We start from the raw sequence: 7102 nt of genomic DNA, 5'->3' as shown, positions 1-7102 counted from the left end.
ATGGTAGTGAAGACCACACTGTATTTTTATTTAGTGGCTATAAAATTAATGAAAATAATGAATATGATAAATATTTAATTCAAGAAAATGTTGTTACCCCAAAAAACGCAATGAATTTAAATGAAATAGTTGAACATTATGGACAATGAATAAATAATCAATACTTTTGATAAATTTGATGGTTTTGAATATGCAACATTTCATTATGATATTAATGTCCATGACTTTATGCAAAAATTACAAGAAGATATTTACCCTTATTTAGGCTATAAAATTAAAATGTTTAAAGCCAAAAAACATCAAACTTCGTTGAATAAAGAAGCGGGTATAATCAATCGTGTAACATGAATAAGAAAAATGTTTGTCCAAGGCAAAATATATGGCATATTAAATAATTTCCCGTTTTTAGATAAGTGTATTAGTGAATTAAGGTTTAGTGATACCAAAACAAACACCCCCGACAGTAAAATGTATCATGACCCATATGATGCTTTGTTTTATGGTTCTTATCCATATCGTTTTAAAATGGGAATATAAAAAAGGTTTTTAAAACCTTCTAACATTTATAAATTTTATTTACTTTTTATTTATTAAATAATTAGTATTTAATGACTTTTCTAAACTAGGTAATTTTTCTTGTATTTCATTACCATCATCATTTTTCAATAGTTCAGGATGACAATTTTTATAACTTAATTTAAGATGTTTTCTAACTCTATTAAAATCTAACACCTCAACTTCAATTTCATCACCAATATCAAAAAAATCTTTAATATCTTTAACAAAGTAATCTGAAACTTCACTAATATGGATTAAACCATCAGCCTTTTCTGCTCTACAAAAAGCACCATAAGGTGTAACGTTTGTTATTTTAACATTAACTTTATTTCCTTTTTTATACATAAATTAAATATACTTCCTTTCTTTAAATAATTTAATTATATCATTAAGACTATAAAAAATCATTTGCAGGAATTGGGCGAGTGGTTGATTTTCTTAAAGTGGTTGATTTTCTTAAATTTTTGTGATAAAATAATTTACAAGTTAAAAAAGATTTTGAGGTTCTTTCAAACAAATTTGGGAACTTTTATAAAATTCTTCGCTTAACGCTTAGAATTTTTCCCAAGGATTTTGAAAAGCGCGGCAAAAGTTTTTTTAAACTTTAAGTAATTTTTCGCAAAACTTATGGAAATCACCGCGAGCCCAGAATAGTACAATATAATAATCACAATAATAATCATTCTAAATAACCTCCTTTCTAAAATAGATTTAAAATACTTGACTTGTATATATATAATGTCAATAGGTCTTGATAAAAAGTTCAAGGTTAAAGAAAGGAAATAATAAAATGAAAAAACTTTTAAGTTTATTGAGTGTATTAACAATTAGCGGAACGGCAATGCCAAATGTCATTGCCGTGAGTTGTTATAAAAAATATAATGTTAGAGTTAAAAGGCAAAAACCGAAAAAATATAAATCTATTTATGAATTAATAAAAAATAAAGATTTAGGAGAATTAAAAGATAATTATGAAGATACTATTTTGCATGCAATTGTAAGATTAAATCCTAATATAAGTGTTAATGATATTAGAATTGTCAGAATTCCAAATAATAATATGGCTTTAATTGCCCACTCATATTCTACAAATACTGTAGATATTGGTGATGATGTTGATTGGGTATATTTTTCTATTTCCCCACAAGGAATGATAGGCAATTCAATGTTTTATAATGTTTTAACAAATGATGTTAACTTACAACCTAATAAAAATAAAATTCAACGACCAAAAGAAGCACCGCCAACGCCACCAACAACTAAAATAGAAGAACCAATTTATGCAACAGTTTTACCAAAAAGTCAAAGAAATATTCAAAGTAATGTTGTAGTACCACCAAAGCCAGCAAGAAATTTAAACAATCTTTTATTAAATACAAATTTAGGTGAATTACCAGATAATTTACCAGAAACAATTTTACAAGCATTAGTTTTTAATAATCCTAATATAAATTTAGATGAAATTAATTTATCAGAAATTACAACAAATTCTGCAAGAATTAATGCTATTGAAAATAGCACTAGATATTTAGGGGGTGTTATCGTTCAATTTACTTTAAATAATACAAAAAATAAAATAAGCAAAGAAGAAAAAAAACCAGAACCAAGTCCTGATTCAGATAATAATATTATTAATAAAATGATTATTAAATTTAATAATTTAAATTCTAATAATCATTCTATTAATTTAAATCGTATAAAAATTTTAGATAAAAATACTAAAGGCGGAAATTTAAAAGAAGGTGATACTTATATTGCCACAAACAATGGTGTTTATTTAAGATTTAATAATTGTGGTAAAATTTATAAATTTAATGGTTTAAATTTTCCAATAATTGATATTGAATTAGACGGCAAAGGTAGCGCATATGTTTTAAACAATACTGGTGAAATTTATCATTTAGATTTGTATGGGTGAGGACATCAACTAATAACAAATTCAAAAATATATAAAGTAATAAGGCAATATAATGATCTTTCAAAAGAACAAAAACAACAAAAATTAAATGAAATAAATCAACATTTTCAAACATTATCTGAAAATGATAAAAAAGATTTTATTGATAAATTAAAAGCAATTGGTACATTTGCTATTGGTGCCGGAATTAGTGGTGTTGGAACAAAAATAACTGTTGGTGGTTCAGCAAGCACTACTATTGGAGCAGAAGCAACAGGAGAAGCTATTGAAATGACGCCGCTATTATCAGAAGGAGGTTTAACAGCAGCTGAAACTTTATCAGTTGCAGAAGGAACTGCAGTTGTTACTACAGAAGGAGCAGTTATTGGAGCAGAAGCTGGTACTGCTGCGGCTTTAGCACCAGAAACACTAGGTTTATCATTAGTAATCGGTGGATTAGTAATTGCCGGAACGGCAATAATTTGATGATTAAGTGGTCATGATAGTAATTCACAAGCAGTTAAACATGAATCACATAATCAATATAATGAAATTGAAAAATATTATAAATTTTTAGCTCATGATCAATTAAAGTTAGATATTAACATTAATAAATGAAATAAAATTAAACAAATTTATCAAGAAAACGCAAATAATTATCAAGAATTTAAAAATCAAATCAAATCAGAAATTACTAATTTCCATAAAGAAGACCATAGCGGCTGAAGTGGGTCAATTACTGATAATGATATTAATACTTTAATTAATATTATTTACAATCATTTTCAAGAAATAAATAATCATTTTTTATCTAATCCTAATCATGGTTGAAAAATTGTTACAAATACAATTGGCAATTATTTTATATGAGGAAGAATAAAAAAATGAAAAAAATATTAAGTCTTTTAAGTACAATCACTTTAATAGGAACAAGTACAACATCTTTAATTGCTTGTAATAATAAACCTAAAATACACGAATATACAAAAGAACAATTAACAAAATTAAAAGAAGAAAACAATATAAATACAAAAGATGGTATTTTAGAATGAATAGTACCCCAAGAAAAACCATTTAATCAAGTGGATAATAAATGATATTTTGCTATATGGAAACCTAATAATTCTATTTATTGAAAAATATCAAAATTTAAACACGATACAAATAATGGTAAAAAAATTGATGGTTGAGATCCATTAAAACCATATTATATTGATCTCTTTTTGTGGGTTTTTGAAACAAAAGAACAAGATTTATTAATAGATGATCAATCGGAAAGTAAATTAGAACGAATTTTTTGAAATCAAGATAAGGGACAAAATTTTAAAGCAGTTTATCGTTGGAATTTAGAAGATACTAATTTACCTAATTTAATTATTGATAAAAATGGTAATATAAAAGTTAATACATAATAAAAAGTCATTTTAATAAATGACTTTTTATATTTCTAATCTAATTAATGATAATTTTTCATTATTTTTATTAAATAATTGTAAATTATTAATATTAATTTGTTCTTTTTCTGTAAAAATTGTAATGTCATAATTTCCATAACCCCATATACCTGATATTTCAATTTGATTTAATTTAAATAGTTTTTTATCAAAAGTTATTTTAATACTATAATCAATTAAATATTCGATTGTACTAATTCAATCTGTTTTAGAATAAAGTAATTTATATCATTCAGAAAAATAATTTAAATATTTTTCTATTTTGTCATTTGAAACAATTAAATTAGTTAAATATTTACCATATTCTCCATCTGATAATTTAATTTCTGATGGAATAAGAGAAGGAATATTATTATTTTCTAATTCATTTGTTATCGATAATCAGTTAAAATAATTTGCTTCTAATTGATAAATATGGTTTTCTGAAATATCTTTGTTTTTAACAATTACTTTAATTTTATTATCTTTGTTGTTATTAACATTTGTTTGTTGTTTTAAATTTCAATCAATAATTTGTCCAGTGCTTGAATCAATTAGAGGTTTAAGAGGTTCACCATCACCATTCCAACGATAAACTGCTTTAAAATTTTGTCCCTTATCTTGATTTCAAAAAATTCGTTCTAATTTACTTTCCGATTGATCATCTATTAATAAATCTTGTTCTTTTGTTTCAAAAACCCACAAAAAGAGATCAATATAATATGGTTTTAATGGATCTCAACCATCAATTTTTTTACCATTATTTGTATCGTGTTTAAATTTTGATATTTTTCAATAAATAGAATTATTAGGTTTCCATATAGCAAAATATTATTTATTATCCACTTGATTAAATGGTTTTTCTTGTGCTTTAATTTCTTTTCAATAATTTATTGGAATTGGTGGATTAGAACCAATAAAATCAAAATATAATGAATATATTTGTACTTGACAATCTGAAAAATAAAAATATCCTTCTTCCAATCTATTTGGTTTTGAAATTAGTTTTAAATAATAAGGAGCAATTAATTTAATATCATCATTATAACCTTTATTAATAGCAAATTTACTATATGTATAATTTGATAACATATAAATAACTTGTTTAAATATTTTAACAGCACTGTCATTAATAGATGTAGGATTATCTAGTTTTCAATTTTCAAATAAACCATCAATAATATCTTCGGGTTTTTGTCCTTCGAATTTTTGGCGTAGTTCAGCCGCTTTATTGGTAGGGTTACCTTTTTCATCATATTTTGCACCTTGAAATTTACGGTCATAATTATAACGATATGTTAAATAATTTAATAAAACTTTGTCTAAACCATTTTTATTTACCAAATCTAAAATATCTTTTCCTTGAATATAGTTTTTGGCTATACTTCATGGTAAAAAACTTTCAGTAAATCAATACTGAAATATTCTTACATTAGGGTTTGTTTCAATGGGCATTGATAGTAAAGGTACTAAACTAGCGTTTTCAATATTTGATGATGGATAAGAATAAACACCATTGACATTGCCTCAGCACTTAATATTACCAAATAGCATAGATTTAGGGTATTTAATTTCAATCCCAGTAAATACTGTATCTTCGGGTAATGATTTTTGTAAAACTAAATGAATACTATTTTGGTTTTTTCATTTGAAGTCAGTTATTTTGACTAAATGAGTAGATTTAATAATACCCACACCATCAGGTGAATAAGGGCGTTTATATTCTTCAATTATATAACATTCATTTTTGTTATCTTCGCTAATTGGTTCATTAATAGATACTATTTTTAAGTCTAATGTTTCTAAAAATTCTTTATTTTGTTTTGAAATATCATTAATTAAAATATCTTTTTCATCAATAATGATATAACTTGTGCTATTATCTTGTACTGTGGTATTTTGTTGTATTTGTAATTTAAAATTAAAATCACTAATTTCATAACCATTTATTTTAATATATTCTTCTTTATCAATAAAACCAATTTTAACGCTATTTTGAGAATAGTTCAAGGTTGGTTTTTGGTTTGTCTTAACAATATTATTAATTTTATAAATATATAAGGTTTTTGCACGGTCTTCTGTAAATAATTGTTCTAAGTCAGGGTCGCTGTACTGCGATTGAGTAGCAAAATCTAAAGGAATACTATCAATTGAATAATCAATTGGTTCATCATTTTCTGCTAATTGTGCTAACATTTTTTCAGATGGTTTTAACATTATTCTTGTTCTCCTTCTTCGTTATTTTTTAGTTGTCTGTTCAAAGTAGCATTCACAGGTAAGCGAACATCAACAATTAACTCATCAATATTTTTAATATTAAATGTTCTACTGTTTAAAATAGCATTATCATATTTAATTAACTTAATAATAAATTCAGTTAATTTAATTTCTCTAATATATATCATTTGTTCGTATGATGCGTTTGTTTGAATATTTACACCAGCAACTTCGGCTTGTGTTTGTTGTGCTCCCTTAGCGATTGCGGGCACATGATGGCGATTTATTTTATAATAATTAGTTAATAATCAATCATATATTTTGGTTAATTGTTCACCTTTAAAATTACCAGCGATATAGTCTACTGGCTGAAAATTACTATCAGGGTCTCCTTCAACTAATAACAAGTCATTTTCAATAAATGAAGCCAACATTTTACTAATTTCTTTGTCAACAACACCAGTAACTCCATTAGTATTAATGGTAAATTTACCACTATTTAATAATGGGTCTAACATTATCTTTTCAGAAATAATATCTAAAATACTAGCGAATTGTTTATCATAACGAGCAGAAGGTTCAAAATTAGGATTATTCGGAATAATTTCAATTGGAATAAAATTAAGTGGTAATATTTCTTCTCTTTGTAATGTTGTATAGTTATTTCATTTAGTATCATCAATATATAAGTCGCTAATAGTACTGTATAATCGTGTTTTTAACTTTCTAATAACTTTAACTTGTTTAGTTACATAATCAATTTCTAATTTTTCAGTAATAAAAACACTCTGGTCATTTTTAATATAAGGGTCATAATCAAAAGTACAAGATACTAAATTACCTAATTCGTCATATTGGTCATTATAAAAATCAATAGTAATAAAATTAAGTTTTGAATTATTAGCAAAAATAAAATATGCACCTTTACCATTCTTATTAATTTTATATTCGTTATATCAATTCTTATTAGTAAAGTCTTGCATTTTTAAAAAGTTAT

At 24.7% G+C, this 7102-nt stretch carries 7 protein-coding genes; 3 read left to right on the top strand and 4 right to left on the bottom strand.

Annotated features, from left to right (window positions below; genetic code table 4):
- Window positions 1–228 precede the first annotated feature (228 nt).
- Complete coding sequence (locus EHU54_RS03625; protein ID WP_400248994.1) at window positions 229–537, top strand: hypothetical protein; 309 nt, start codon at window positions 229–231, stop codon at window positions 535–537.
- 39 nt (window positions 538–576) lie between these two features.
- Here the strand turns inward: EHU54_RS03625 and EHU54_RS03620 are convergent, their stop codons facing one another.
- A complete protein-coding gene (locus tag EHU54_RS03620; protein ID WP_400248993.1) occupies window positions 577–903 on the bottom strand; it encodes a S1 RNA-binding domain-containing protein in 327 nt (108 codons plus the stop codon).
- Between the two features lie 445 nt (window positions 904–1348).
- On the opposite strand from EHU54_RS03620, the gene EHU54_RS03615 reads away from it, so the two are divergent.
- Window positions 1349–3355, top strand: a complete 2007-nt coding sequence (locus tag EHU54_RS03615) for a hypothetical protein (protein ID WP_400248992.1) — start codon at window positions 1349–1351, stop codon at window positions 3353–3355.
- The gene (locus EHU54_RS03610) at window positions 3340–3867 is read left to right on the top strand and encodes a lipoprotein (RefSeq protein WP_400248991.1); all 528 of its coding nucleotides are present in this window, start codon (window positions 3340–3342) and stop codon (window positions 3865–3867) included. The genes EHU54_RS03615 and EHU54_RS03610 overlap by 16 nt, the downstream gene beginning before the upstream one ends.
- 27 nt (window positions 3868–3894) lie before the next feature.
- On the opposite strand, the gene EHU54_RS03605 is transcribed toward EHU54_RS03610, so the two are convergent.
- The 3 genes from EHU54_RS03605 to EHU54_RS03595 form a co-directional block, all read right to left on the bottom strand.
- Window positions 3895–4593, bottom strand: coding sequence for a hypothetical protein (locus tag EHU54_RS03605; RefSeq protein WP_400248990.1), 699 nt, complete (start codon window positions 4591–4593; stop codon window positions 3895–3897).
- Window positions 4594–4719: 126 nt separating this feature from the next.
- Window positions 4720–6105, bottom strand: coding sequence for a hypothetical protein (locus EHU54_RS03600; protein WP_400248989.1), 1386 nt, complete (start codon window positions 6103–6105; stop codon window positions 4720–4722).
- Window positions 6105–7102, bottom strand: a 998-nt coding sequence (locus EHU54_RS03595; protein WP_400248988.1) for a hypothetical protein, incomplete at its 5' end; no start/stop codon positions are given. The genes EHU54_RS03600 and EHU54_RS03595, both read right to left, overlap by 1 nt.

The sequence above is a fragment of the Spiroplasma sp. ald genome, assembly GCF_044714355.1.
In the GTDB taxonomy this organism is placed as follows: Bacteria; Bacillota_I; Bacilli_A; order Mycoplasmatales; family Mycoplasmataceae; genus Spiroplasma; species Spiroplasma phoeniceum.
The sequence above is the reverse complement of the archived record's forward strand: the minus strand, read 5'-3'. Positions and strand labels throughout refer to the sequence as shown.